Below are 25,218 nucleotides of genomic sequence, written 5' to 3'. Positions count from 1 at the left end.
AAAGATACAAAAGTTATACCGAGATCAGCTGACTGACAAAGTCGGTCATGGATGCTCCCGGGTTTTCGGTTTTCATAAAGTTCTCCCCAATCAGGAAACCATCGAATCCCGCAGCACGCAGCTCATTAATCGTCTGTGGGTTGCTGATGGCACTTTCAGAGATCTTCAGGAAGTCGTCCGGAATCTCATCTACCAGGTCAAAAGAGGTTTGAATGTTCACCGAGAAATCAGCAAGATTGCGGTTGTTCACCCCAATTGCATCCAGTTCGGGAATGACACTTCTTTGCAATTCTTCCAGGTTATGAACCTCCAATAACACGTTTAAACCGAGACTTTTAGCGAAGACCGCCAGGTCTTCGATCTCATCCGGAGTCAGGATCGCCGCAATGAGCAAGATGATGTCAGCTCCTAAAGCTTTGGCTTCCAGGATCTGGTACTCATCGATCATGAAATCTTTTCTTAAGATCGGAATCTGATTGGCTGCCCTTGCGGCCAGCAGGTCATTGGTATGTCCACCGAAAAAATCTACATCCGTTAATACAGATAAAGCGGAAGCACCTGCAGCTGCATATGCCGTAGTTACCTCTTCAACAGTCACTTTGTCATTAATGATGCCTTTTGAAGGGGAACGTCGTTTAAATTCCGCGATGATACCACTGCGCTGATCGTCCAGTAAAAAATCTTCAAAGGAATAAGGAACACGGTTGAAATGTAAGGCTGCTTCCAGTTGTTTGATGGAAACATTCGCTTTAGCGAGTTCCACTTCTTCTCTTTTGCGCAGTACGATTTTATCTAAAATATTCATAATTAATGGGCTAACCAGTTTTTCATCATTTGTTTACCATATTCCGTAAGGACGCTTTCCGGGTGAAACTGAACACCTCTGACATTGAACTCGTTGTGTCTTAGCGCCATGATTTCGTTGTCTTTATCAGTTGCAGTTACGGTAAGGCATTCCGGCAATCCTTCATTGCTGACTACCCAGGAATGGTAACGTCCTACATTAATTGTTTCCGGGCAATCTATAAACATCACTTCTTCTTTATCCAGTACCGTAATGGGTGTTGCAATTCCATGCATCGGGCGACCTAAATTTAGTAAAGTTCCGCCAAATGCTTCTGCAATTGCCTGTTGCCCTAAACAAACACCAAAGATACTTTTAGTGGGCGCATATTTTTTGATCACTTCCAAAAGCAATCCCGCTTCTTCCGGAATTCCGGGACCTGGAGAAAGGATGATCTGATCATATTGGTCGACATCTGCCAGGTCGAACTTATCGTTACGCCACACTTCCACCTCTCTACCCAGTTCATTGATTAAATGCACTAAATTATAGGTGAATGAATCGTAATTGTCGATTACCAGTACTTTCTTCTGCATGTTCGTATGATTTGTCATGTTATATTCCTGTAGCCATTTCTATTGCCCGGCGAAGGGCTGCAATTTTATTATTTACTTCATTCATCTCATTTTCAGGGATGGAATCTGCCACGATACCCGCACCCGCCCTGTAATGCAGCTGGTTATTTTTACTCATGAAAGTACGGATCATGATGGCATGGTTGAACTTATCATCAAAACCCATATAGCCAATGGCTCCGGCATAGAAGTTACGTCCCAGTCCTTCGTATTCATCGATGAGTTGCATTGCCCTGTATTTGGGTGCACCGCTCAATGTTCCGGCAGGATAAGTATCTGCCACCACCTTAAAGGCAGAAGTGTTCTTTTGAAGATTTCCACTTACTTTGGAAACCAGGTGAATCAGATGTGAATAGTATTGTACTTCTTTGAAGGACTTTACTTCTACCCCGCTACAATGTCTGCTCAGGTCATTTCTTGCCAGGTCTACCAGCATCACATGTTCTGCACTTTCCTTAGGATCCTGTTCTAATTTTCTGGCCAGTTCTGCATCCTCCTCATCATTTCCGGTTCTTTTGAAGGTTCCGGCAATCGGGAAAATATTAGCTACATTATTTTTTATCGTGATCTGTGCTTCCGGCGAGGAGCCGAACAGCTTAAAGCTTCCATAATCGAAATAGAACAGGTATGGAGAAGGGTTGATGGAACGCAGGCAACGATATACATTAAACTCATCCCCTAAGAAACCCTGTTTAAATGCTCTGGATGGAACGATCTGAAATACATCACCACGCAGGATATGCGTCTTCATCTTGTCGACAATATCCATAAAGCCCTGATCCGTCAGGTTTGAATGCTCTTCACCCGTGGTTTTAAAGCTGTATTCCGGGAAATTTTTATTCTGAACCAGGTATTCCATCTTGGTCAGGTCCTCATCTTCATCTCCGTTAAAAGTATTTTTGAAGAGGGTAACTTCGTTTTTAAAGTGGTCAATCGCGATGATGTACCGGTAAATATGGTATTGCATCACCGGAATTTCTTCTTCCTTTGGGCATTCCGCTTTGAAAGTAATGTCTTCAAATTGAGGGATGGCATTCCAGGTAAAATATCCGAACAAACCGTTAGAGATATAGCGGGTATCTTCCACTACTCCTGGTTGAAACTGTTGTTTGAAAGCATCAATTTCTTCGGTCAGCACAAAGTTCTCTTTTTCACTTTTCTTTCCATCAGGGAAGTAGGAAGATAAGATGCCGTTGTTGAGGGTAATTCCTGCAACAGGTTCTGCGCAGACATAGCTCACAGAGTTCTCCCGGCTGTGGTAGTCGGAACTTTCCAATAAAATGGTATTTGGGAACACATCTCTTAACCTCAGATAGATGCTCACCGGAGTCGTGGTATCGGCAAGGCGCTTCTTGTAAGTGGTATTAATTATATAGTTCTTCATCTTAATTCTTGGTTTTCATTTGCATTGCTTTCCACTTTCCGGGAGCAATCCGTATATATTCATTTTTTCGATCGTTATAGGGCTTTCTTTTCCAGGAAGCTTTTGTTTCATTTTCAGGCGCCAGGCCAGGTATGCTTTCGATTTTCCATCTGTATCTATTTGTTCTTTAAGGGTTATGAAACGATCATAAGCCTGTTTATCAAGTTTTGTAAGCCCTATGCTTACGATGTTTCCCTTTCCTCTTCAAAAAAAATATGCAACAAAAAACCCGACGTGTGGTTACGTCGGGTTAAAGTGTGGTTTGGTTTAGGTTGATAAACTATAAGGTACACGAAGCTACGACGAAACTCTTTTCAGAATTACTGCGCCATTGCCAAGTATGTATATTGTTAATCATGAGCAACAAAAATATAAATAAATCTTACAACACCAAATTAAATTGTGAAATTTTATGATACTCCCCAGAATGTCCTTGCAGGATCAGCCTTGATCATTGCGATAATTGCGGCAACAATCATGATTAGTCCAAGACCAAAATAAAGGGCAATAGTGCGATGTTTACCTGCTGGCTCCACTATTCGCTTCGATCTTGCGTTTCCGACAGTGATTAAAATGGCTGCAAAAATCATCATTGAGATGTGCTCCATTTTCCAATATCTAATTCCCGCCTCTACTAAAGGGCTCATAAAGTATAATATCAAGCCAAATAAAATTTGGACATGGGTAAAGATCAATGTAAAAACATTCAATTTCCTGTTTCCTTCTGTGTATGGTTTTTTACCCAACCATCCTGTCAATGCCTGAACGATTGCCAATACCAATAAAATTAAAACCAAGTAACGCCATCCTGAATGCGCACTTCTCAAAATCTGATAGAAATTCATAACTGTGTTTTTCTTTCAAACTTAACTAATAAATTACTTGATTATAAAAAAGAGAAAATAGTAATTCTTATTTAAAACCATTCTAAATGATACAAGCACCTTGTTTTCAGTAAAAAACATGTTATAAAGCCCTGTAATTGTTTTTTTATGATAGATTTAGGGAACTAATCTAAATTTTTATGAAGAAAATTCTACTCTCGCTTGCGTTGGTCTTTTCTGGTACTTTTGTATTTGCACAGCAAACCTATCCTGTCAATGGTTCTTACGACATCAGGCAGGGTATGTATGCTTTCACCAATGCAAATATTGTAGTGAATGCCAACCAGACCATCTCTAACGGAACCTTATTAATTAAAGGACAGACCATCCAGTCTGTAGGCACAGGAACAGCGGTACCGAAAGGTTATGTTGTGATTGACCTGAAAGGCAAATACATTTATCCCTCACTCGTGGATGCTTTTACCGCTTATGGCGTAGCAGAAGGCAGTCGCCAGGGAACAGGTGGTCCACGCCAATCGATTTTTATCTCTACGAAAAAAGGAGCTTATGGCTGGAATGAAGCCATTCGTCCGGAAACACATGTCAGTACGATCTTTGCCATAGACACAAAAAAAGCAGACGAGCTGCGTAAAGCAGGGTTTGGCAGTGTCAATGTGATCAACAGAGACGGCATCTCCCGCGGAACCTCTTCGGCGGTGACTTTAAGCGACGAACGGGAAAACAGCATCATCCTGAAACCCCAGACTGCCGCCAATTATTCCTTCAATAAGGGGACTTCACAAAACGATTACCCGACCTCATTGATGGGATCTATCGCGCTCCTGCGTCAGACCTATTACGATGCACAATGGTATGCCAAACAGAAAGAAGAGTACAACATCTCTCTGGAAGAGTTTAACAAACAACAAGAGCTGCCTCAGATCTTTGAAGCCGATGGCTGGCAAAATATTCTGCGCGCCGATAAAATTGCAAAAGAGTTCGGCAAACAATACATCATCAAATCAAGTGGAGATGAATACCAGAGAATTGATGCCGTAAAAGGCACCGGAGCCAGTCTGATCATTCCCATCAACTTTGTGAAGGCCTACGATGTTGCAGATCCTGCAGATGCAAGAGCAGTGACACTGGCACAAATGAAAGGCTGGGAAATGGCCCCTGCCAATCCGGGAGTTCTGGAAAAAGCAGGGATCAGGTTTTCTTTAACCGCTCATGGCCTGGATAAACCAGCTGATTTCTGGACCAATATCCGTTCGGCAATAGACAATGGATTGAGTCAGAAACAAGCTTTACTCGCCGTTACGGAGGTTCCCGCAGCAATGATTGGGATTTCCGATAAGGTAGGTACGATTGAAAAAGGCAAACTGGCCAACTTCATCATTACTTCCGACAGCTTATTTAAAAAGAGCAACCTGGTTCTCGAAAACTGGGTTCAGGGAAAACGCTTCATCACCTATCAAAAAGACGAAAAAGATACGACGTCAAAAGCCGCTGCGAAAAAAGAAGAACCGGTACAAAAACTGGCAACAGGCACGCTGATCTATCCATTCACAGCTTTCGGCAATGCCAGTCCTTTAAAACAAGAAACAGTATTATTGAAAAATGCGACCGTTTGGACGAATGAAAAAGAGGGCATTTTACAGAATGCAGATGTCTTACTCGAAAACGGAAAGATCAAATCGGTAGGTAAAAACCTAAGTGCGGGTAATGCAAAAGTAATTGATGCGACCGGAAAACACATCACTCCCGGTCTGATCGACGAGCATTCCCATATCGCGGGAACAGGCGGGATCAATGAAGGCGCTCAATCTTCCTCCGCAGAAGTACGGATTGCAGACATCATCAATTCTGAAGACGTTAATATTTACCGTCAGCTGGCAGGTGGGGTCACCACTTCACAGATCCTTCATGGCTCTGCGAACCCGGTAGGCGGACAGGCACAACTGATCAAACTCCGTTGGGGGAAACTTCCTGAGGAGCTAAAATTTGCCGGTTCTGATGGCTTTATCAAGTTTGCGCTTGGGGAGAACGTAAAGCAAAGTAATTTTGGTTCCGGAGCACGTTTTCCGGTAACAAGAATGGGAGTAGAACAATCTTTTGTGGATCAGTTTACCCGTGCAAAAGAATATAAAGCGGCAATGGCTGTCAAAGGAAGCGCCGTACGTCGTGATCTGGAGCTGGATGCGATTGTAGAAATTCTGGACAACAAACGTTTCATCACCTGTCACTCTTACGTGCAGTCGGAGATCAATATGCTGATGAATGTGGCCGATAGTCTTGGCTTTAAGATCAACACTTTTACCCATATTCTGGAAGGCTATAAAGTGGCCGATAAAATGAAAGCGCGAGGCATCAATGCTTCTACGTTTTCTGATTGGTGGGCTTATAAAATGGAGGTTGCAGAAGCCATTCCTTACAATGGAAAGATCATGCACAACGTTGGAATCACTACCGCTTTCAATTCAGATGATGCGGAAATGGCCCGCAGGCTAAACCAGGAAGCAGGAAAAGCGGTATTATATGGCGGTGTTCCTGAAGAAGATGCCTTGAAATTCGTGACCTTAAACCCGGCAAAAATGCTGCACATTGACAACAAAGTGGGCAGTATCAAAGCAGGTAAAGATGCGGATGTGGTGATCTGGTCAGCACACCCTTTATCTATTTACGCCAAAGCAGAGCAAACATTTGTGGATGGCATCTCTTACTGGGACATCAATCGTGATGAACAGGTAAGAAAAGCGCAAAACACAGAGCGCGAAAGGCTCATCAAAAAAATGCAGGACAGCAAAAGTAAAGGAAGCAAAACACAACGCCCTGTTGCAGAAAGCCCGCGCATGTACCATTGCGAAACGGTAGAAGATTATGCTATGGAACTAAACGAATCAGAAAGGACACATACTCATGAATAAATATTTTTTAACCCTGTTCCTTGCCGCCGCAACCGCCGTTTCTGGTTTCGCTCAGGCTAATATCTCTCCTGCCCCGGCACAAAGTAAACTGACCTATGTATTGGGCGCCAAGCTACACCTGGGCAATGGTACCGTTATTGAAAATGGATATCTGATCTTTGATAAAGGCAAGATCACTGGCATTGGAGATGCCACGGTGGTCCGCCTGGATATGTCAAAAGGCGAATTGATCCAGGCTAATGGCAAACATGTTTATCCTGGTTTTATAGCTCCGGTAACGAATTTAGGTCTGGCGGAGTTTGAATCGGTAAAAGCATCGCTCGATTTTTCTGAGATCGGCAACCTGAACCCTCATATCCGCTCTATCATCGCTTACAATACGGATTCCAAGGTTCCTGCCACATTGAGGAGTAATGGTGTGCTGATGGCACAGGTTACCCCACAAGGAGGCACAGTTTCTGGAAGCTCCTCAGCGGTACAGCTCGACGCCTGGAACTGGGAAGACGCAGCGATCAAAAAAGATGACGCCATGCACATGAGCTGGCCGGTAACGCCAAAGATCAGGCCTGGCTTTGGAAACCGTCCTCCTACACTTACTCCCGAATTGCTAAAAGAAAGAACACAAAATTCCATCAATGAGCTGGACCAGCTTTTTTCTGAAGCTAAGGCCTATGCGGAAACGGCTAAACCAGCAGTCAGCAATGCGCGTCTTGCAGCGATGAAGAACCTGTTTAATGGTAGTCAGAAGTTATTCATTAGTGTGGATGGGCAGAAAGACATTCTTGCGGCGGTCAATTTCGCGAAGAAATATCAGATCACTCCGGTAATCGTGGGTGGAGATGAAGCCTATCTGGCGATTGATTTTCTAAAACAAAACAACATTTCTGTCGTGGTTAAACAGCCTCATGCTCTTCCCAATGCGACGGATGACGATGTGAACATGCCTTACAAGAATGCTGCAGTTTTGGTAAATGCAGGATTGAATGTGGTGATCAGCATTGATGGTTACTGGCAGCAAAGAAACCTTCCTTTTATGGCAGGAACGGTTGCTGCATGGGGTCTTGATCCTGAAAAAGCACTACAAACCATTACCCTGAATACGGCTAAGGTACTTGGAATTGAAAAGACTACAGGCAGTTTGGAAACGGGTAAAGATGCGACTTTCTTTATCTCCTCCGGAGATGCTTTAGATATGAGATCCAATCATGTGGAAAAGGCGTTTATTCAGGGAAGGGACATCAATCTGGACAATTTACACAAACAACTGGACAAGAAATTCAGTGATAAATACAATGCACAGAAGCCCTAGTTAATCCGTATCATTTCTAGTGCTTAACAGGCAATCATTTATAGGCTATCTTTTTAAGGTAGCCTATTTTTTTTGGGGTTATTCAAGTATCATTTCTTAATACAAGTATAGTTTTCTACTAACATCCCGACTTTACTTTCGTCTCGGAAAATTAATCTAAAAACTTATTTAATGATGAGACATCTACTGTGCACCGTCCTGTTATTTTTCTGCTGTTCTTTGTTAAAAAACGAATTAGCAGCTCAAACAACACTAGCCTCCATCACTGGAGTCATTACGGACAACCAAAACAAACCCATTCCCGGCGTATCCGTTAAGGTAAGGAATGAATCTACCGGTTTCACCACCAATACCACAACAAACAATCAGGGAAGTTATACCTTTAAAGAACTTCCATTAGGATCACCATATACCATTACCGCGAGTTATGTCGGTTTTGGTCAGCAGCAAAGAACTGGTTATTCATTAAATCAGGGTGATGCCATTAAACTAAACATCTCCATGACAGATGCAGCAGAGAATCTTTCCGTAGTGGAGATTGTTGGATCAGGAATGAAAAACAAGACAGAGACACTTGGTGCCGCAACCACGATTTCCGCAAGAGATATCACCAGGCTTCCGGTGAACGGCCGTAACTTCAGCAATCTGTCAGACCTATCCCCATTGGCCGGAAAAGGAGGAAATATTTCCGGGCAACTCGGCTCTTCCACCAATTTCACCATTGATGGGATGACTGCAAAGAACCCTACTTCAGCTGGTGCAACGACCAGTCGAAGCGGCGCCCCTTATTCTATCTCTATAGAGGCGGTACGTGAATTTAAAGTCGTGACCAACCAATACGATGTTACTCAGGGTCGTAGTGGTGGCGGAACCATCAGTGCGGTAACAAAATCCGGTACCAATACCTTAAGCGGAAGTGCTTTTGGTTACGGTCGGGCAGACTGGTTGGTGAGTCCTAACGAAATTGACGGGAAAAAACGGACCTCGGACTTCTCGACTTATCAATATGGTTTCTCTTTAGGAGGGCCGATTATTAAAGACAAGTTACATTTCTTTGTGGCATGGGATCATCAAAAGGATTCCCGTCCCCTTAACATTGTCAACATTCAATCAGATGCAGATGTAACCAAATGGGGAATCAATCAAGCTACCCTGGACAAATACACTGACATTGCCCGTCGTGTTTATGGTGTTGCCAATACGCCTCAGTTCGGCGCTTTTGATAAAAAAAGAGGTACTGATGCAGGTTTTGCACGCTTAGACTGGCAGATCAACGATAAGAATTTATTGACCATCAGGGACAATTATACGAACGACAGAAACCCTCTTGGTTTAATGGACAACATACGGGTTTCTTTATATGAATCTTACGGTAATGACAAGAATGTCGACAACAGCTTATTGGCTACGTTACGGACTTCTATCAGCCCACGCTTAACAAATGAGCTAAAGGCACAACACCTTTACACTTACCAATTGAGCAGTCCCGGAAATCAGCTTCCCTCTGCAAACATTCCAAGAGCTGTAGTTGAACAGGTGAAAGACGGAGCTTTAAATACCGTTGTTCAAATGGGTGGTCATCGTTTTGCTCAGGAAGGGTTTGAAAACAACGTTTTTCAATTGGTAGATAACCTATATTACAATACAGATAAGGTAAAGTATACCTTCGGAGCAGATTTAATGTATACCCGTGCACATTCTACCTACGGAAGTGAGTTGAACGGACGGTTCTGGTTTACAGATAATGGGGCCAGTGCACTCGATAATTTTGAAAATCAGCGTCCTTACCGTTACACGAGAGAGGTTCCGCTTCTGGCCGACCCAAGTGTTACTCAGGGAATTTTTAGCGCAGCACTTTATGCGCAGATGCAAACCAAACTGGCAACCGGTCTGGACATTATTGCCGGTATCCGCGGAGATTATACGTCTTATCCAACTACTGCTTTTAATCAGCTGGTATTTGATAAACTGGGTTTAAGAACCGATAATTCGCTATCTACCTTCCAAATTCAGCCCCGTGTTCAATTCAACTGGGATGTAAATGAAAACCATACCGATTTCATTCGCCTGGGTGCAGGTATCTTTGGCTCAGACATCAACAATTATGCAACGATTAACAATACCGTATTTGACGGAAATCACCTGGCTACTATTGATGTAACCGGAGCAAATGTACCGAGACCAGATTTCCTGGGTTATCGTGCAAACCCTTCCAGTGCCCCTGGCCTGGAATTGCCAAGAATCAGTACGATTAACACCAATGCAAGTGATGCGCGTGTCCCAGTGGTCTATAAAGCCAATATTTCTTATAGTCGTTTTATCACAGATCGCCTGAAAGTAGGAATTACCGGATATATGACTTTGGGTCGCCATAATTACATGTATGTAGACCGGAATATGGTTGCCCAACCCTTCTTCCGTTTAGCAAATGAAGGTAACCGCGGTGTATTTGTACCTGCAGAAAAGATAGATCCTAAGACCTTATCCAACTGGCAGGATGGAAGGATTACCAATGAATTGGGCCGTGTACTGGAATTGAACAGTAAAGGAAAGGTAAATCAATTTGCCATGGTTATTGATGCTTCTTATCGTTATTTTAAGGATGGAGAGCTGTCTTTCAGCTATACGCTGAACGATGCCAGAGACAACACTTCCTATAATGGTAACGTGGCTAATAGTGCAACTTTATCCCTGCCGGTTATAGACGATCCAAGAGATTTAAGCAGGATGACTTATTCCGACAACCAGTTCCGCCATAAGATTGTATTGTATGGGTCCTCTCCTACATTCTGGGGATTTAGTGTGGGATTAAGGTATTCAGGAATCGGTGGAACACGTTACAGCATGTTATCTGGCATTAATACCAACGGTGATTTTGTGCCGACAAATGACCTGGCTTTTGTATTTGACAGGAATAATCCTGACGTTCCTCAAAAGGTCCGCACAGGCTTACAGGCTATCCTTGATAATCCAGCTACCAGTCAGAGTACAAAAGACTATATCCTAAAGTATGAAGGAAAAATAGCTGAAAGAAATGGAGGGATCAACAAGTTCTATGGCATTTTCGACTTAAGGATCACTAAAAAAATCAAGCTTTATAAGAATCATAATATTGAAATATCAGGAGATTTATTCAATGTGGCCAACTTAATTAAGAAAAAATGGGGTGTAAATGAGAGTATGGGTACTCAAACTTTATATGCCGCAGGAGATCCGAAATTTGATGTTGTGAAACAGCAATATTCATACAATCCAAATGCTAAAGTAGGTGGAGTTGTTGCCTCAGGAAGTCCTTATCAGGGACAAATCGGATTCCGTTATGCATTTTAATGCCTTAGTAAGGAAGGATTTGATCACATTTTAGACTAACCTAAAAAAGCCGGCAATCAATTGATTGCCGGCTTTTTTAGATTGCAGGAAGGTTGTAAAAACTTTGTTTTTTTAATGTAAAAGGCGTTAAAAAGAGAGTGACCTCATCCAAGGTCACTCTTTTTTAACTAACTTATTATTCATAAAAAAACTGGCTGTTGGGGAAGGAGTCGAACCTTCAAGGGGTAGTTAGCTATAGTTCAAAAAATCAATTTGTGGTCAACCCATAAACTACGTTTATCCATTTATCCCCGCCACCGAGACAAGGAGGTGTGTCTGCCAATTTCACCACCCAACATTATGTGAAAGTACTACGTCTGAGTTTTAAGCTTTAAGTTGTTTATTTCTAAATGCACCTTAACTTAGAGCTGAAAAACTTATCACTCAAAAACTCATTGCTGTAGGGGAAGGAGTCGAACCTTCAAGGAGTAGTTAGCCCTTACGGGTTTTCCATATTCTCCACCACCGAGACAAGGAGGTGCGTCTGCCAATTCCACCACCCTACAGAGTATAAGCAAATGTTAAAAGAACTATTGTTTTTGTTACTTGCTTGATACAAATGTAACAACAACCCAAATACGTTGCAAATATTTTAATCATATTATTTTATTTTTACCATATTTATAATTATATTTGAATATCGTTAACAAATATCAAAATCATGCTTAAAAAAGAAAGCCAAAATTTAGAAATTGATAACCTGGATATTGACATTTTAAAACAGTTGATGCAGGATGCTACGAAACCCTATACAGAAATTGCTAAAGATCTGATCGTTTCGGGTGGAACGATCCATGTAAGGATGAAGAAACTTCAGGAAATGGGCATTATTAAAGGTTCTCATTTGATCATAGATGCGCAAAAGGCAGGCTATGACATCTGCGCCTTCTTAGGAATCTACCTGGAAAAAGGAATTCAGTATAAAGATGCAGTAGCACAATTGAGTAAGATTAAAGAAGTAGTAGAACTACATTATACCACCGGTGCCTATAGTATGTTTGCCAAAATCATCTGTAGAGATACCAACCATTTAAGACATGTCCTGAATGAAGAGATCCAGGCTGTTGAAGGGATCCAGCGTACGGAAACCCTGATTTCATTGGAAGAAAGCATCAGAAGGCAGATTGAATTGTAATTCAATCTGTTTTTCTATAAAGATTTGCTTTCTATTTAAATTAAATGATACCTTTGCAGTAATTCCTTACTATTCATCGTTTTAAAACCAAGGAATCATGACTGAACATTTCAACATATCGCCCCTTTCGCAGGCTGCCTGATCCAGGCGGACGTCATCACATTTACTTCTTAGTATCGTGTAATTAGCTATATGGCTTTATAAGTCAGTATTGCGCATTCGTCTGCCATATTTTCAAAGTCCCGCTGCGAACTCAATAAGGGTATATCCTTCATCGGAGGATGAATAGATCCAATTCAACTACTATTATATTTTTTTGAGTACAGTCCAATGGACAATTATGAACAATCGTTCGATGTCTTGCAGTACAGATTAAAATCTGCAAGAAGGAAGAAACGATTACAAAAAAAGGATTTCGATAAGCAATTAATTCAAATTACTAAACAGGAAAGGCTTCTTTGGCAAAGGAGACGTGACTTACCCATGGTTCCGCTTGAAAACCCTTATCAGAAAGGGTGGAAACGTTATTTTGTGGTAAGGGATGACATCAAAAGATCTCCTTCGGCCGGCTTTTTCAGTACACTTTTAGAAAAGATAAATACGGTGCAATACCATCCGGAAAAATCTTTTAAGGTAAAGAAGAGAAGAAGAGGCTCCCGCAAAAGAAGCAAGGGGCCTGAGGTTAGAAGGCAGTTTCTGCAGGAATTTTCGGAATGGCACTGGAACCACCACAGCTTAAAGCTGACGGAACTGGAGAAAGCGCATTTTCATTTATACGAAAAGATGAGCAAAGATGGAAAATCAAAATGTCTCGTTTACCGGTTTAATGAGCCCTGGCGTTATGTGTTGCAAGTAAAGCCACATATCATCACTGAAGTGAAAATGGTGGACGGCCTCCTGGAACAGGAAATTCAACTGCTGGATAATTATGTCACAAATCATTATTTACAGCCTAGAATGAGCAGGCTAACCGGTGGTGTTTATAAGTATAAAAGCTGGCAGGAAAACACGAACAGAGGCTATCGAAATCTGCTATACAGCAACGCATTATCTTCCTTTTTGGAGGAACGCGAAGAAATAAACAACAACAATATTTAAACGCGATGAGCATTTTAAAAACAAAAGAACTAAGTAAAATAGGTTATATAAATGATAAAGCAAGAAGTTTAGTGATCAATACGATCTCTAAAAACTTCAAGCATCATACTAAAAACCAGATCATAGAATTATTAATAAATATTAAAAACACCCCCGAAAATTATGCAGAAGACGAACACCTTGGCAAGATTGCCGAAACCTTTATGGATAAGGTAAAGGAAGTTAATTTCCAATCTTATCAGCTGTTACAGGAAAGCGGAATGTTAAAGACTTATGGCAGCAAGGAAATTGAACATGGCGCCAAGAAACAAATGGAACTGGCGATGTCGCTTCCTGTGGTTACTCAGGGCGCTTTAATGCCGGATGCACATAGTGGCTATGGATTGCCCATTGGAGGTGTCCTGGCTACTGTTAATGCAGTTATTCCTTACGCTGTTGGCGTAGATATCGGCTGCAGAATGGCATTGAGTATTATAGATGAAGGTGATAGTTTTTTTAAACGTTATAGTCACCAGATGAAAGTGGCATTAAAAGAACTCACTCATTTTGGAATGGAAGGCTCATTAGACATCCAGCCAGAACACGATATCCTTGACAGTCCTGTTTTTAAAGAAACAGAGCTGCTCAAGAAACTTCATGGCAAGGCATTCAGGCAACTGGGCACCTCTGGCAGCGGCAATCACTTTGTAGAATTTGGCGAAATAGAGCTGTATGACAACAATACCTTAGGCTTACCCGCAAAGAAATACATAGCCTTGCTTACACATTCCGGAAGCCGGGGTTTAGGGGCTAATGTAGCCATGCACTATACCAAAATAGCCATGGACACCTGCAGGTTGCCAAAAGAAGCGAAAAGCCTGGCCTGGCTCGATATGAATACCGAAGCTGGTCAGGAATACTGGTTAAGTATGAACCTTGCTGGTGATTACGCCAGGGCTTGTCATGATGTAATTCATTCCAGTCTACTGAAATCTTTAGGCCTGCAAGCTTTGGCAAAAGTGGAAAACCATCATAATTTCGCCTGGAAAGACAAGTTGGCCGATGGAAAAGAGGTCATTGTACACCGGAAAGGCGCCACTCCTGCACATCAGGGAGAACTGGGAATTATTCCGGGAAGCATGGCTACCGCAGCTTATCTCGTGATGGGTAAAGGGGTTGAAAATTCTTTACATTCTGCAGCCCATGGAGCCGGAAGGGCAATGAGCAGGCAAAAAGCAAAGAACAATACTACTGCCTCTGCTTTGAAGAAAATGTTGGCAACTGCTGGCGTGACTTTAATTGGTGGCAGTGTAGAGGAGAATCCATTGGCCTATAAAGACATCGAAAGGGTGATGCATGCCCAGAAAGACCTGGTCGATGTACATGGAAAGTTCTTTCCAAAGATCGTTCGAATGAACAGGGATTAAAGTAATAATCCTTTAACATTAAAAATAAGGCCGTCTCTTTAGCAAGGGGCGGCCTTTAAGCTTCTGAAGACTCCAGGTTTTTATATTGCTTAGCTGACTCTTCCAGTCTTTTGCTGATTCTGGAAGCAAGATTTCTTGGTCCCAGAACTTTCATACATTCTCCAAAACCCAGGATCTCCCGTTCCAGCTCAAAGTTCAGGACTACATCGATTCTAATGACAATACCCTCATGGTCTTCTTTCAGTAAGACCTGGCTGTGGTGCAGCGGTTTGGTTAGAATATAAGGCGCATGGTGTTTATTTACCTTTAAAATTACTTTATGCGCCCGGTCCCTCTCAGATTTAGTTACCCCAAGCAAGTCATCAAAATAGCGATCAAAATCAATCCCCTTGTATTCTATAAAAGGTTCTTTGGTCAATTCCTGAAATTCCAGAATCCGGTCTAGCGCCAGTGTAATCAGGATCCTCCCCTTCTTTGGTTTTACAATCAGAAACCATCGGTTCCGATATTCTTTTAACAAGTAAGGAAAGTAAATCATCTGCTGCGCCTTTAATGCCTTAAAGGATTTGTATTCGATCAATAAAGGCACTTTATTCAGAATGGCACTGTACAAAGGAGTGATGAACTGCAGGCCACGAAGCTGTTTATTGCTTTCGAACTGAATACAGTTTCTGCTTTGGTTGGTAGATTTATACAGGTTATTTTCCAGCTTAGCGATCATATCGCTCATTTCATCAAAATAACTAAAGCCATTAAATTGTTTCAGTACTCCAACGATCTCCTTCATCTTCTCAATATCGTTGTTATTGATGGGCGCTTTCGTAATGCTGTAATTAGGGTCACTGTAAGCGTAGTACTTTCGATCAGTTACAATGATAGGCGCATTATAGCCCAATTTATCGCTCCTCATAGTTTGAATATCAGACTGAACGGTTCGTTTGCTTACTCCTGAACTGATTCCTTCGTATTCAAATAACACTGCAGCAACCTTTTCAATGAGGTCATCAAGGCTCCATTTACGGAACCTATTCTTCAAACATTCATCTATGGTTTTGTAACGTATTAGGGCTAATTTATTGATTGACATCTGAAATTTCCTTTTTATAAAAGTAATAAAACCAATTGACTACGCAATAGAACTGCGCATTTCAAATCATCATGCAGTTAATTTAGAGAAAAATAAAAATTATCTTATTGATAATAAGCATGATAATTAATTAGCATCAAATCAAAAACAACTGCGCAATTGTGCTGCGTTCTACCCGATGCACCTTTGTAATGTCGATCGCAACGACAAGTTCTTTGAATCAAATCAGTACGTAAGTACTTAAAAATATTCCCGAAAGGGAATGGCAATACTACCTCAATAACGTCCGCAGTTGCGGGTTTCTGTATGGCCCCAAAGTATGAAGCAATTATGTTTTCATATCCTGGCGAATTCAGGTAGTGGATTGTCAATACATGTATGTGTCGTGGGTTCGAATCCCACTCCCGGTTTTCCGGGATAGCTCAGGGGTAGAGTAATACAATTTGCAGGTTCGAATCCTGCTTCCTACCAAAATTGGAATAGCAAAATGGTAATGCAATGGACTTAGGATCCATAATGAAGAAGAGGAACTTCACAAATCCTCCTCATTAAGCATTGGAGAAAAACATTCCGCTTAAAACCTGACCATCAGGAGATCGGGAATAAAGCAATCCAAAAGAGACTTTGAAAGTCCGTAACGGTACAGAAGAATGTTGATTGTCAAATATGCCAGACCTTACGAACCGCATCTGAAAGGGACGGTTTGAATCGTGTAGCGCAGTTTTAAGATCAAAATATTCCTGCCAAACGGAACTTCCGTATCCTTTGGATGAATGTTTTTCAAAAAATGCTTGTTAAAAAAAGAGAAAAAGCTGCCGGAAGAATGGTCAAAGAGCGCACCATTCTTCCTTAGGTCAGGAATAAATAAATATTAAACCAACCAAAATTAAAAATAGATGAAAAGAGTAACCATTAACACCAACTCTGTGGGGTTGGTTTACAAAAACAGAGAATTTAAAAGCATATTAACCGCAGGAAACCACTGGTTAGGATTTGGAGAAACCATAGAAGTTTATGATCAGTCTAAAACTTTTATCGCTTCTACAGAGCTGGACGTCCTGTTACAAAATAAAGATTTCGCAAATCTGGTACACCTGATAGAAGTCAAAGACAACACTTTGGTTTTAGTATACCAAAACGGAAACTTCAAACAGGTCTTGACTGCCGGAAGGTATGCCTTTTGGATTGGATTGAACAAGTATACATTCCTGAATGCAGACCTGAATAAATATGAAATCACGGAAGACATTGATAAAAGCACTTTATTGAAGTCCTTGATGCAGCCTTATGTCAGATCGTTCAGAATTGAAAGCTACGAAGCCGCTTTGATGATGGTTGATGGAAAGTTTGAACGCGTATTGGAAGTAGGAAACTACATCTGGTGGAACAACAGTACCCTGATTCAGGTGTTAAAAACTGACCTGAGACAACTCAACATGGAAATCGCCGGACAGGAGATCTTAACCAAGGATAAAGCACAGTTGAGAATCAACTTCAGTGTTCAATACAAAGTATCAGATGCCATCAAAGCATTGTTGGAAAACAAAGAATTTGAGAAACAGCTGTATGTATTGATTCAGCTGGCCCTGAGAGAATTCATTGGAAGGTTAACCTTTGATGAACTGATGGAAAGCAAGGAAAAGATTGCTCAGCATGTATTAACCAGCTCCGCAGCGAACGCAGCGCTTCTGGGTGTTGAACTGATCAACTGTGGCTTGAAGGATATTATATTACCTGGTGACATCAAAGAAATCATGAATCAGGTACTGATTGCTGAAAAAAGAGCACAAGCCAACCTGATTACAAGAAGAGAGGAAACGGCCTCTACCAGAAGCTTGTTAAATACAGCAAAACTGATGGAAGATAACGCCATGTTATATAAACTGAAAGAAATGGAATATGTAGAGAAGATTGCAGAAAAGATCAATACGATCAGTTTATCCGGAAGCGGGCAAATGATCGATCAATTGAAGCAAATCTTCGTTAAATAAGATGCCGGTGATGGCTTCACAACTATTAAAAAAATATACTGATGACAACAACAATCGTAAATAGACTTAGTGCAATAGCGCAAGCGCATGGTATAAAAATACTCTTCTCTTGCGAATCGGGCAGTCGGGGATGGCAATTCCCATCGCTGGACAGTGATTTTGATGTGCGGTTTATCTATGTAAAACCTGTTCATTACTACCTGTCGATAGCGGAAAGGGCAGATCACCTCAGCTTCCCTATAAACGATGAGCTGGACATCTATGGATGGGACCTGCGAAAAGTTTTGCAACTGTTAAGAAAATCCAATACCACTCCTTTTGAGTGGCTTCAATCTCCGGTTGTTTATGGAGAAGAAGGGAACTTCAAAGCCCTGTTATGGGATTTATGCCAGGGTTATTTTAGTCAGCGGATAAATGCACACCATTACCTGGGGATCGCCAAAGGTGCTATGGATACTGTCGTGAATGAGGATGAGATAAAAATAAAGAAGCTGTTTTATGTACTTCGGCCACTGCTTTCTGCAAAATGGTGTTTAGAAAAGAATCAAATCGCCCCCATGGAAATAGGCCCTTTAATGGACCTGCTTCCAAAACATTTGCAGACATTGGTAAGCGATTTGATCGTATTTAAGGCTACCGGAAAAGAAGAAACGGTGATCAAAATACCTGCGCCGTTAAAGAGTTATATAGAGGAGGAATTTATAAATTGTACCGAAGCGGCTAAAGACCTTTCTAAAAATCAATTTGACCTGGAAGGACTGAATCACTTCTTTATAAAAATAATAAACGAATATGACGATACAAGACCTAAAGGATAAAGGCCTGTTGCTTTTTGAATGTGTTAGCGGAAGCCGGTCCTATGGATTAGCTACCGCGACCTCTGACAGGGATCTTAAAGGCGTTTATTACCTTCCAAAATCCGAATTTTATGGGTTGACTTATACCCCTCAAATCAGCAATGAAAGCAATGATGAAGTGTATTATGAATTGGGCAGATATGTAGAATTGCTGATCAAAAACAATCCTAATATGCTGGAAATGCTGGCCTCTCCGGAAGAGATGATCCTGTACAAACATCCGGTCATGGACAAATTGAATACTGCGATGTTTTTATCGAAACTATGCAGGGATACTTTTGCCGGTTATGCCATCACCCAGATCCGGAAAGCGAAAGGATTGAAAAAGAAAATCGTCAATCCGCTTCCCAAAGAAAGGGCAACGGTGTTAGACTTCTGCTTTATACTAGCAGGCTATAACGCCCTTAGCCTCCGGGATTGGTTAAAAACGCAAGGATACAAACAGGAACAATGTGGGCTGATCAATATTCCGCATTCCAGAGGTTTATTTGCTTTATTTTATGATGAGGAAGAAAACCTGGGCTATAAAGGAATCGCAACAAATGTGCTGGCAAATGAGCTTTCCTTATCCTCTGTTCCTAAAGGAGAAAAAGAAATGGCCTACCTGCAGTTTAACCAGGACAGCTACTCCAGCTATTGCAAAGAATACCGGGAATACTGGGATTGGGTAGCCAAAAGGAATGAAGAACGCTACCTCAACAACCTGGAACACGGCAAGGACTACGATGCAAAAAACATGATGCATACCATCCGTCTGCTGCAGGTAGCAGAGGAGCTCCTGCGCACAGCTGAACTCCGGATAAAGCGGCCCAACAGAGCGGAATTGCTCTCGATAAAGTCTGGTCATTATTCCTATGATGAACTGCAAAAGATGGCAGAGGAACTGATCGTACAGATAGACCTCGCTTACAAAAAAAGTGATTTACCGGAAGCTCCGGACGCTGAGGCACTGGAAAAAGTGCTCATTGCCATGAGAACGGAGTTATACCATTAGAAATTAAACAATGAACAATATATTAAATGGAGATGACCTGATTAAAAGAGGTTATGCTCCCGGAAAAATACTCGGACTTGCCTTAAGTCTGACAGAAAATAAATTTGAAGAACTAAGCAAAGAAGCGCTGATCAACCTGTTGGTGGAAGTAAAGGCGAAAGCAGAAGCGTTCCTGGATGATAAAATCCTTGGGGAACTGGCTACAGCCATTATTGAAGCAGATGCTGTACCAGTAGATGACACCATTGCCCTGTCAGCACAAGCAGCAGTTTATACCGTCTATGGGAGTGATCAAATAGAAGAAGGCGCCAGGAAACAAATGAATATCGCGATGAGGTTACCGGTGAGTGTTGCCGGAGCATTAATGCCGGATGCGCATCAGGGATATGGTTTGCCGATAGGCGGTGTTTTAGCGACGCGTAATGCAATTATACCTTATGGAGTGGGTGTTGACATCGGTTGTAGAATGGCCTTGTCTGTATTCGATATTTCAGAGAGCCATTTCCATGCGCATGAAGCTCAGTTCAAAAGAGAACTGATTGCACATACCAAATTTGGGGCAGGACATGGTTTTCATGGACGATATAAAGCAGATCATGAGGTCCTGGATCGCGAAACGTTTAACCTTACGCCAATGATCAAAAACCTGCACGACAAAGCTTATTCTCAATTGGGAAGCTCCGGAGGTGGAAATCACTTTGTGGAATGGGGAATCATCGAGTTTGAGAAAGACGACGAGATCTTAACCATTCCTAAGGGAAAATACCTCGCCTTGCTAACGCATTCAGGTTCCCGCGGATTTGGGGCAACGGTAGCGGGATATTACACCAAACTGGCTAAGGAATTGTGTAAGCTTCCGCAAGAGGCGGCAAATCTGGCTTATCTGGATATGAATTCTGAAGCCGGACAAGAATATTGGCTGGCGATGAACCTTGCCGGAGATTATGCCTCTGCCTGTCATGAGGTGATCCATAAAAAACTGACTAAGGCCATTGGTGCAGAAGTGCTGGCTACGGTAGAAAACCACCATAATTTTGCCTGGAAAGAGATCTGGAACGGAGAAGAAGTGATTGTTCACCGTAAAGGAGCTACCCCTGCTGGTAAAGGCGTAATGGGAATTATTCCGGGCTCTATGACCGCTCCGGGATTTCTGGTCCGCGGAAAAGGAGAGACTGCTGCCATTAACTCTGCCTCTCATGGTGCAGGGAGATTAATGAGCCGAACAAAAGCCATTAAAAACATCTCCAAAGATCAAATGAGGGCGATTTTGAAGGAACACGAAGTGACCTTGATTGGAGCAGGATTAGACGAGGCACCGATGGCTTATAAAGACATCAACCTTGTGATGGATGCTCAAAAAGAGCTCGTGGATGTGGTGGCCAGGTTCAGTCCGAAGATCGTCCGTATGGCCGATGATGGAAGCCGGGAGGATTAAATAAAAAAGGTTCGAAACTCACATTTCGAACCTTTTTTTGTTTATCGTCTGTTATTTAAACTTATTTTTCAGTGCTTCCAGCTTCAGCTGCAAATCGCCTTCCGGCTGCGCTTTTTCTTTTCGCTCCGGTTTAGGTGCAGGTTTTGGTTTAGCCGCTGATGGTTTGCCGAACGTTTTCGCCTTTTCTGCCGGTTTCCCGTTATTTTTAGCTTTAGGTCTCGCTTCTCCTGTCTTCATGGATAAGGAAATGCGTTTACGTGCCACGTCTACTTCCATTACCGTTACTTCCACCTTTTGATGCACTTTTACCACATCGTTAGGGTTGGCGATAAAACGATCAGACATCTGACTTGTATGGACCAATCCATCCTGATGAACACCTATATCCACAAAAGCACCGAAATTGGTAATATTTGTGACAATTCCAGGAAGTTTCATACCGATCTTCAGATCTGAAACCTCATTTACGCCATCAGTGAAGCTAAATGCTTCAAATTGCTCACGGGGATCTCTTCCCGGTTTTGCCAATTCGCTCATGATGTCATTCAGGGTAGGCAAACCGATCTCTTCACTCACATATTGCTGCAATTTGATCTGCTTTCTCAACTCTGTATCTTTCACCAACTGGGCAACCGTACAATTTAAATCTCTGGCCATTTTATTCACCAAAGCGTAACGCTCCGGGTGAACACCACTTGCATCCAGCACATGCTCTGCATTTCTGATCCTAAGGAATCCAGCTGCTTGCTCAAATGCTTTATCACCTAAACGAGGAACCTTTTTCAGGCTTTCCCTGTTTTTAAAGGCTCCATTTTCATTTCTATAGGTCACGATGTTTTGCGCCAATTGAGGGCCAAGGCCGGAAACGTAAGCCAACACTTGTTTTGAAGCGGTATTTAACTCCACTCCTACCGCATTTACACAGCTCATTACGGTATCATCCAGAGATTGTTGCAATTTACCCTGGTCTACGTCGTGCTGGTATTGTCCGACGCCAATAGACTTAGGGTCGATCTTTACCAATTCGGCCAATGGATCCATTAACCTTCTGCCGATAGAAACGGCTCCACGAACGGTAATGTCCTGAGTTGGAAACTCTTCTCTAGCCACATCTGAGGCAGAATAGATAGAGGCTCCGTTTTCATTCACCATCACCACTGTGATTTCCGGCAATTGAAGTCCGCGGATAAACACTTCTGTTTCTCTACCTGCGGTCCCATTACCAATGGCAATGGCTTCTACTTCGTGCTTTTTACAAAGCTCAATAATTTTATCCGCGGCGTTCTTCACATTTCCTTGTCCGGTATGTGGATAGATCGCTGTATTCTCTAATAATTTCCCTTGTCTGTCCAAACAAACCACCTTACATCCGGTACGGAATCCGGGGTCAATGGCCAGCACATTTTTTTGTCCCATTGGTGCTGCCAATAAGAGCTGTCTGGCATTTTCAGCAAATACACGAATGGCCTCTTCATCTGCTTTATCTTTAGAGAAAGAGCGGATTTCTGTTTCCATTGCCGGGCCTAACAATCTTTTATAACAGTCCTGTATTGCCAGCTTCACCTGTTTACTACCTGGTGAATTACCTTTCACAAACTGTTCTTCCAAAATTGTAATCGCGCCTTCTTCTTCCGGCATGGTCTCCAATTTTAAGATCGATTCGTTCTCTCCCCTTCTCATCGCGAGTACACGGTGTGAGGGTGCTGCTTTCAGGGGTTCTTCCCAGTCAAAATAATCTTTATACTTGATTCCTTCTTCCTCTTTACCCTTCAGCACTGAAGATTTAAAAGATGCTTTCTGCTGGAAATACCTCCGCATTGAAGTTCTCACTTCCACACTCTCATTTACAATTTCCGCAATGATGTCTCTTGCACCGGACAAAGCTTCTTCGGTAGAATTTACACCCAGCTCTGCATTTAAGAAAGCTTCGGCTGCCGCATCAGGGTCGACTTTTCCTTGTTCCAGGATCAGTAAGGCTAAAGGCTCCAGGCCTTTTTTTCTGGCTTCAGATGCTCTGGTTTTACGTTTAGGCTTATAAGGAAGATAAATATCTTCGATTGTCGCGATGTTTGTAGCCTCATTAATCTGAGCCTCCAGTTCAGGCGTCAGCTTATCCAGTGCCGCTAAAGCTTTCAGGATTGCTTCTCTGCGTTTGTCCAGCTCACGAAGCTGCTGAAACCTATCGCGGACTGCCGCCACCTGTACTTCATCCAGGCTACCCGTCATTTCTTTACGGTAACGTGAGATAAAAGGAACTGTTGCTCCTTCATCCAACAATTCAATAGTCGCAATAACCTGCTTTTCAGCTACCACAAGTTCGGCAGCAATTATTTTAGAATGGTGACTCATTTAAAGATCTTTTGGTATTCTAACGTACAATTGGGGCCAAAATTAATTCTAACAATCGACATCCTCAAATAAATAAAATGTTAATGAATTGTTGCGCCCTGGTTAGGATAAATAAAAAAAATCCCGCTGGTTTTTTGCCAACGGGATCATATAATAGGATATATTAAATAGCTTATTTTGCTACGTACATTACTTCTTTAACTGCTTTAATCACTTTTTCAGCATTAGGTAAGCTAGCTGCAATCAGTGTTGGTGCATACGGAAGTGGAACATCAGCACAAGTGATACGCAATACCGGAGCATCTAAATAATCAAAAGCATTCTTTTGAACATTAAATGCAATCTCAGAAGAGATGGAGGCCAGTGGCCATGCCTCTTCAACGATCACTAAACGGTTTGTTTTCTTAACAGACTCAATGATGGTTGGATAATCGATAGGACGTACAGTACGTAAATCGATTACTTCTACACTGATTCCTTCTTTAGTCAACTCTTCTACAGCCGGGTTTACCACACGGGTTAACATTTTACCAAAAGTAACGATCGTTACATCAGTACCTTCTTTAACCACATTAGCTTTACCGATTGGCAGGTAATATTCTTCTTCAGGAACTTCTCCTTTATCGCCATACATTACTTCAGATTCCATGAAAATTACCGGATCCGGATCAAGGATAGCTTGTTTTAACAGACCTTTAGCTTCATAAGGAGTAGATGGAACCACTACTTTTAAGCCCGGGCAGTTTGCATACCAGTTCTCAAAGTTCTGAGAGTGTTGTGCACCTAACTGACCTGCATTTCCGGTTGGGCCACGAAATACGATCGGAATAGGGAACTGTCCGCCACTCATTGATAACATTTTGGCTGCGCCGTTAATAATCTGATCAATAGCAACCAACGAGAAATTGAAAGTCATAAATTCTATGACCGGAATCAATCCATTCATTGCTGCGCCAATACCAATACCGGTAAAGCCCAATTCGGCAATTGGAGTATCAATTACGCGTTTGTCGCCAAACTCGTCTAACATACCCTGACTTACCTTATAAGCACCATTGTATTGCGCTACTTCTTCACCCATCAGGAATACGTTCTCATTTTTACGCATTTCTTCACTTAGGGCTTCACGTAACGCTTCTCTAAATTGAATTTCTCTCATTGTATATTCAAATATTAACTGTGGGCAAATATAACTATTGTAACTTAATTATAAAGTAGTGTTTTAATTACACTTTGTTTTCTATGGATTCCCCGAAATGAATGATGTTTCCATTGTTGTCTAAAATCGAGAACTGACGCATTCCCCAGGGCATTTCTGCTAACTTTCCATTGGGGTGAATCACGCCCAGAGGCTCATATTGTTGATATAATTGCTCAACTTTATTTACATTGATATAACAACCGGTATGCTTTGGAATGTCCGGATCTGTTGTTGGCCAGAGGTGCAAAGTGATGTCATCTTTACTAAAAATCAGGTACCCATCCCATTCGGAATGAAAAATGAAGTCCAGTTTTTCGGTATAAAAGGCGATGGTTTCCGCTGAATTTAGTGAGGCAAGAATAGGGACTGCAGAGACTAACATAGGCATCAATTT

General features: G+C 42.0%; 18 protein-coding genes and 3 tRNA genes. 11 read left to right on the top strand and 10 right to left on the bottom strand.

The window, feature by feature from the left end:
• Positions 1-13: 13 nt before the first annotated feature.
• From trpC to AAFF35_RS30065, 4 genes are all read right to left on the bottom strand, one after another.
• Positions 14-805, bottom strand: a complete 792-nt coding sequence (gene trpC, locus AAFF35_RS30080; RefSeq protein ID WP_342330134.1) for an indole-3-glycerol phosphate synthase TrpC — start codon at positions 803-805, stop codon at positions 14-16.
• A gap of 2 nt (positions 806-807) precedes the next feature.
• A complete protein-coding gene (locus AAFF35_RS30075; RefSeq protein WP_342330133.1) occupies positions 808-1,380 on the bottom strand; it encodes an aminodeoxychorismate/anthranilate synthase component II in 573 nt (190 codons plus the stop codon).
• A 19-nt stretch (positions 1,381-1,399) separates the two neighbouring features.
• Positions 1,400-2,803, bottom strand: a complete 1,404-nt coding sequence (locus AAFF35_RS30070) for an anthranilate synthase component I family protein (protein ID WP_342330132.1) — start codon at positions 2,801-2,803, stop codon at positions 1,400-1,402.
• Positions 2,804-3,252: 449 nt separating this feature from the next.
• Entirely contained in the window at positions 3,253-3,687 is a 435-nt protein-coding gene (locus tag AAFF35_RS30065; protein WP_074611268.1) for a cytochrome B, read from the bottom strand.
• Between the two features lie 179 nt (positions 3,688-3,866).
• Here AAFF35_RS30065 and AAFF35_RS30060 point away from each other — a divergent pair, with 179 nt between their 5' ends.
• From AAFF35_RS30060 to AAFF35_RS30050, 3 genes are all read left to right on the top strand, one after another.
• Positions 3,867-6,593: an amidohydrolase family protein gene (locus tag AAFF35_RS30060; protein WP_342330131.1), complete on the top strand. Its 2,727-nt coding sequence runs from the start codon at positions 3,867-3,869 to the stop codon at positions 6,591-6,593.
• Entirely contained in the window at positions 6,586-7,902 is a 1,317-nt protein-coding gene (locus AAFF35_RS30055; protein WP_342330130.1) for an amidohydrolase family protein, read from the top strand. Before AAFF35_RS30060 ends, AAFF35_RS30055 begins: the two co-directional genes overlap by 8 nt.
• Before the next feature lie 171 nt (positions 7,903-8,073).
• Positions 8,074-11,232: a carboxypeptidase regulatory-like domain-containing protein gene (locus tag AAFF35_RS30050; protein WP_342330129.1), complete on the top strand. Its 3,159-nt coding sequence runs from the start codon at positions 8,074-8,076 to the stop codon at positions 11,230-11,232.
• A gap of 191 nt (positions 11,233-11,423) precedes the next feature.
• On the opposite strand, the gene AAFF35_RS30045 is transcribed toward AAFF35_RS30050, so the two are convergent.
• Positions 11,424-11,569 (bottom strand) — tRNA-Asp (locus AAFF35_RS30045).
• A 100-nt stretch (positions 11,570-11,669) separates the two neighbouring features.
• A tRNA-Asp gene (locus AAFF35_RS30040) sits at positions 11,670-11,777 on the bottom strand.
• A gap of 155 nt (positions 11,778-11,932) precedes the next feature.
• Between AAFF35_RS30040 and AAFF35_RS30035 the strand changes: the two genes are divergently transcribed.
• The 3 genes from AAFF35_RS30035 (at position 11,933) to AAFF35_RS30025 (ending at position 14,910) form a co-directional block, all read left to right on the top strand.
• Positions 11,933-12,406, top strand: a complete 474-nt coding sequence (locus AAFF35_RS30035) for an Lrp/AsnC ligand binding domain-containing protein (protein WP_069378440.1) — start codon at positions 11,933-11,935, stop codon at positions 12,404-12,406.
• 330 nt (positions 12,407-12,736) lie between these two features.
• Positions 12,737-13,504, top strand: coding sequence for a hypothetical protein (locus AAFF35_RS30030; RefSeq protein ID WP_342330128.1), 768 nt, complete (start codon positions 12,737-12,739; stop codon positions 13,502-13,504).
• A gap of 5 nt (positions 13,505-13,509) precedes the next feature.
• On the top strand, positions 13,510-14,910 hold the full coding sequence (locus AAFF35_RS30025; RefSeq protein WP_342330127.1) for an RtcB family protein: 1,401 nt from the start codon (positions 13,510-13,512) through the stop codon (positions 14,908-14,910).
• Between the two features lie 55 nt (positions 14,911-14,965).
• Here AAFF35_RS30025 and AAFF35_RS30020 read toward each other — a convergent pair whose 3' ends face one another.
• Entirely contained in the window at positions 14,966-15,946 is a 981-nt protein-coding gene (locus AAFF35_RS30020; protein ID WP_342330126.1) for a WYL domain-containing protein, read from the bottom strand.
• Between the two features lie 465 nt (positions 15,947-16,411).
• Here AAFF35_RS30020 and AAFF35_RS30015 point away from each other — a divergent pair.
• The 5 genes from AAFF35_RS30015 (at position 16,412) to AAFF35_RS29995 (ending at position 21,274) form a co-directional block, all read left to right on the top strand.
• A tRNA-OTHER gene (locus AAFF35_RS30015) sits at positions 16,412-16,468 on the top strand.
• 425 nt (positions 16,469-16,893) lie between these two features.
• Positions 16,894-17,988, top strand: a complete 1,095-nt coding sequence (locus AAFF35_RS30010) for a slipin family protein (RefSeq protein WP_342330125.1) — start codon at positions 16,894-16,896, stop codon at positions 17,986-17,988.
• Between the two features lie 41 nt (positions 17,989-18,029).
• Complete coding sequence (locus AAFF35_RS30005) at positions 18,030-18,806, top strand: nucleotidyltransferase domain-containing protein (protein ID WP_342330124.1); 777 nt, start codon at positions 18,030-18,032, stop codon at positions 18,804-18,806.
• Positions 18,781-19,839, top strand: a complete 1,059-nt coding sequence (locus tag AAFF35_RS30000; protein ID WP_342330123.1) for a nucleotidyltransferase domain-containing protein — start codon at positions 18,781-18,783, stop codon at positions 19,837-19,839. The genes AAFF35_RS30005 and AAFF35_RS30000 overlap by 26 nt, the downstream gene beginning before the upstream one ends.
• Before the next feature lie 10 nt (positions 19,840-19,849).
• The gene (locus tag AAFF35_RS29995; RefSeq protein ID WP_342330122.1) at positions 19,850-21,274 is read left to right on the top strand and encodes an RtcB family protein; all 1,425 of its coding nucleotides are present in this window, start codon (positions 19,850-19,852) and stop codon (positions 21,272-21,274) included.
• A gap of 51 nt (positions 21,275-21,325) precedes the next feature.
• Here the strand turns inward: AAFF35_RS29995 and AAFF35_RS29990 are convergent, their stop codons facing one another.
• From AAFF35_RS29990 to AAFF35_RS29980, 3 genes are all read right to left on the bottom strand, one after another.
• A complete protein-coding gene (locus AAFF35_RS29990; RefSeq protein ID WP_342330121.1) occupies positions 21,326-23,623 on the bottom strand; it encodes a Tex family protein in 2,298 nt (765 codons plus the stop codon).
• Positions 23,624-23,795: 172 nt separating this feature from the next.
• Entirely contained in the window at positions 23,796-24,782 is a 987-nt protein-coding gene (locus tag AAFF35_RS29985) for a pyruvate dehydrogenase complex E1 component subunit beta (RefSeq protein ID WP_074611285.1), read from the bottom strand.
• 67 nt (positions 24,783-24,849) lie between these two features.
• The gene (locus tag AAFF35_RS29980) at positions 24,850-25,206 is read right to left on the bottom strand and encodes a VOC family protein (RefSeq protein ID WP_342330120.1); all 357 of its coding nucleotides are present in this window, start codon (positions 25,204-25,206) and stop codon (positions 24,850-24,852) included.
• Between the last annotated feature and the right edge of the window lie 12 nt (positions 25,207-25,218).

Origin of the sequence: Pedobacter sp. FW305-3-2-15-E-R2A2, from assembly GCF_038446955.1 — a bacterium.
In the GTDB taxonomy this organism is placed as follows: Bacteria; Bacteroidota; Bacteroidia; order Sphingobacteriales; family Sphingobacteriaceae; genus Pedobacter.
This window is presented reverse-complemented; position numbering and strand designations above follow the sequence as displayed.

Coding starts and splice junctions, on each gene's coding strand:
- AAFF35_RS30035 (WP_069378440.1), top strand. CDS start 11,933: ATGCTTAAAAAAGAAAGCCAAAATTTAGAAATTGATAACCTGGATATT.
- AAFF35_RS30075 (WP_342330133.1), bottom strand. CDS start 1,380: ATGCAGAAGAAAGTACTGGTAATCGACAATTACGATTCATTCACCTAT.
- AAFF35_RS30000 (WP_342330123.1), top strand. CDS start 18,781: ATGACGATACAAGACCTAAAGGATAAAGGCCTGTTGCTTTTTGAATGT.
- AAFF35_RS29995 (WP_342330122.1), top strand. CDS start 19,850: ATGAACAATATATTAAATGGAGATGACCTGATTAAAAGAGGTTATGCT.
- AAFF35_RS29980 (WP_342330120.1), bottom strand. CDS start 25,206: ATGTTAGTCTCTGCAGTCCCTATTCTTGCCTCACTAAATTCAGCGGAA.
- AAFF35_RS29985 (WP_074611285.1), bottom strand. CDS start 24,782: ATGAGAGAAATTCAATTTAGAGAAGCGTTACGTGAAGCCCTAAGTGAA.
- AAFF35_RS29990 (WP_342330121.1), bottom strand. CDS start 23,623: ATGAGTCACCATTCTAAAATAATTGCTGCCGAACTTGTGGTAGCTGAA.
- AAFF35_RS30005 (WP_342330124.1), top strand. CDS start 18,030: ATGACAACAACAATCGTAAATAGACTTAGTGCAATAGCGCAAGCGCAT.
- AAFF35_RS30030 (WP_342330128.1), top strand. CDS start 12,737: ATGGACAATTATGAACAATCGTTCGATGTCTTGCAGTACAGATTAAAA.
- AAFF35_RS30065 (WP_074611268.1), bottom strand. CDS start 3,687: ATGAATTTCTATCAGATTTTGAGAAGTGCGCATTCAGGATGGCGTTAC.
- AAFF35_RS30070 (WP_342330132.1), bottom strand. CDS start 2,803: ATGAAGAACTATATAATTAATACCACTTACAAGAAGCGCCTTGCCGAT.
- AAFF35_RS30050 (WP_342330129.1), top strand. CDS start 8,074: ATGATGAGACATCTACTGTGCACCGTCCTGTTATTTTTCTGCTGTTCT.
- AAFF35_RS30060 (WP_342330131.1), top strand. CDS start 3,867: ATGAAGAAAATTCTACTCTCGCTTGCGTTGGTCTTTTCTGGTACTTTT.
- AAFF35_RS30025 (WP_342330127.1), top strand. CDS start 13,510: ATGAGCATTTTAAAAACAAAAGAACTAAGTAAAATAGGTTATATAAAT.
- AAFF35_RS30010 (WP_342330125.1), top strand. CDS start 16,894: ATGAAAAGAGTAACCATTAACACCAACTCTGTGGGGTTGGTTTACAAA.
- AAFF35_RS30055 (WP_342330130.1), top strand. CDS start 6,586: ATGAATAAATATTTTTTAACCCTGTTCCTTGCCGCCGCAACCGCCGTT.
- trpC (WP_342330134.1), bottom strand. CDS start 805: ATGAATATTTTAGATAAAATCGTACTGCGCAAAAGAGAAGAAGTGGAA.